Annotated in this window: 3 protein-coding genes and 1 pseudogene; 3 read left to right on the forward strand and 1 reads right to left on the reverse strand. The window is 69.8% G+C overall.

Features of this window, described 5'->3' with window-relative positions; genetic code table 11:
* From BGN97_RS04485 to BGN97_RS04495, 3 genes and pseudogenes are all read left to right on the forward strand, one after another.
* Positions 1-299 (forward strand): annotated as a pseudogene (locus BGN97_RS04485) (hypothetical protein); the annotation flags it as partial.
* A gap of 53 nt (positions 300-352) precedes the next feature.
* Positions 353-604 carry a type II toxin-antitoxin system prevent-host-death family antitoxin gene (locus tag BGN97_RS04490; protein ID WP_292698393.1) on the forward strand — a complete coding sequence of 84 codons (252 nt, stop codon included), beginning with the start codon at positions 353-355 and terminating at the stop codon, positions 602-604.
* Complete coding sequence (locus BGN97_RS04495) at positions 601-855, forward strand: Txe/YoeB family addiction module toxin (protein WP_292698395.1); 255 nt, start codon at positions 601-603, stop codon at positions 853-855. The genes BGN97_RS04490 and BGN97_RS04495 overlap by 4 nt, the downstream gene beginning before the upstream one ends.
* 20 nt (positions 856-875) lie before the next feature.
* Here the strand turns inward: BGN97_RS04495 and BGN97_RS04500 are convergent.
* On the reverse strand, positions 876-2,073 hold a 1,198-nt coding region (locus BGN97_RS04500), incomplete at its 5' end, for an ATP-binding cassette domain-containing protein (RefSeq protein ID WP_292698397.1).

The following is a 2,073-nucleotide window of genomic DNA, read 5'->3' on the forward strand; positions in this document are numbered from 1 at the left end:
TGCGCATCGACTACCTGACGCTCTCCGCCACGAAGGCCGTGGACGTGCGCATCGACGGATGCCGGATCACCGCGCTCGATCTGCCCGGCGCCACGCTCACCCGCGTCGCCTTCGACGGCACGCATGCCGACGAGGTCGACTCCCGCGGACTGCAGGCCTCGCACGTGGACCTCCGCGGTCTGGACGCGCTCTCGTTCCTCGACGTCGGCTCACTGCGCGGCACTACCCTGACCGTTCGGCAGGTGGAGCTGCTGGCGCCCGCGTTCGCGGCGTCCGCCGGGATCTCGGTGCGGGACTGACGCCTGATCCAGCGTTCCGACGTACAATAATACGTACGCAGAGGGGGGTTTCCATGAAGACCATGAGCTACAGCGACTCGCGGGCACGGTACGCCGAGGTCCTCGACAGCGTCGTGAACGATCGGGAAGAGGTGGTCATCACGCGCGCCGGCCGGGAACCGGCCGTCATCGTCTCCCTCGATGACTACGAGTCCCTCAAGGAGACGGCCTACCTTCTTCGCAGCCCCACCAACGCTCGTCGGCTGCTCCGCTCCATCGAGAGTCTCGAATCAGGTGAGGGAACCGCGAGGGAGCTTCTCGAGTGAGGATCGTCTTCAGCCTGGACGCTTGGGACGACTACCTGTGGTGGCAGGCTCAGGATCGAAAGCTGCTCAAGCGGATCAACCAACTGATCGCCGACATCGTGCGAAACGGCAACGAGGGGATCGGCAAGCCCGAACCACTCAAACACGGGTTCTCGGGCTACTGGTCGCGCCGGATCAATGATGAGCACCGCCTCGTCTACAAGATTGTCGACGACGAGGTGCGTATCGCCGCGTGCTGCTACCACTACTGATCCGCGGCACCTGACGACGCTCAGCGCCCTGCGGCGAGCAGTTCCCGGGTGAACGGATGCCGGGGGTCGGCGAACACCTCGGCCACCGCGCCCTGCTCCACGATCGCCCCGTCCTGCATGACCAGCACGTCGTCGCTGACCGCGGCGATGACCGCGAGGTCGTGCGAGACGAACACCATCGTGAGCGCGCGTTCCCGCTGCAGGCTGCTGAGCAGGCCGAGCACACGCTGTCGCACCGTCGGATCCAGGGCCGAGACGGGCTCGTCGAGGACCAGCACCTGCGGGTCGGCGGCGAGCGCGCGGGCGATCGCGGCGCGCTGGCGCTGACCGCCCGAGAGCTCATGGGTGCGACGGCGTGCGAGCGAGCCGTCCAGGCCGACTTCCGCGAGCAGCTCGAGCGCCCGCTTCGTGCGGGACGCACGTGGCACACCGGCGGCCTGCAGCGCCTCGCTCAGGGAGCGCCCGATCGTCCATCGCGGATCGAACGCACCGAGCGGATTCTGGTGCACCAGCTGCACCCGCTGCGGCGAGACCCATTCGAGAGCGCCGGAATCCGGATGCTGCACGCCGACGATCATCCGCGCGAGCGTCGTCTTGCCCGATCCGGACTCCCCCACCACGCCCAGCGTGCTCCCTGCCCGCAGGACGAAGCTCGCCCCCACGACGGCGGGACGGTCGAACGACTTCGAGAGGTCCACGGCGCGCAGCAGCGGTGCCTCCGAGGACGGCGACGCCGGTCGCGGGACCGGCGAGCTGGCCGCCACGAGCTCGCGCGCGTGATCGCTGCGGGGCGACCGCATCACCTCGTCCACCGGGCCCTGCTCGACGATGCGGCCGGCCTGCATGACGATCACTCTGTCGGCCACCCTGCGCACGGCCGCGAAGTCGTGGCTGATGAACACCACGGCGCGGCCGCTGTCCGCGATACCGCGCAGGAGCTCCAGGATGCGGGCTTGCACCGTGGCATCCAGCGCCGTCGTCGCCTCGTCGGCGACGATCACCTCGGGATCGGCCGCGAGCGCGGAGGCGATCAGGGCGCGCTGCCGGAGCCCGCCGGAGAGCTCATGGGGCCGGCTGCGCACCCGGCGCTCCGCGTCCGGCATCGAGACCGACTCGAGCAGATCGAGCACGCGCCCGCTGTCGGCACGCAGCCCGTGGATCTCCATCGGCTCGGCCACCTCGCGCCCGATCCGGCGGAGCGGGTCCAGCGCCGCCAGC

The sequence above is a fragment of the Microbacterium sp. 69-10 genome, assembly GCF_001897945.1.
GTDB lineage: Bacteria > Actinomycetota > Actinomycetes > Actinomycetales > Microbacteriaceae > Microbacterium.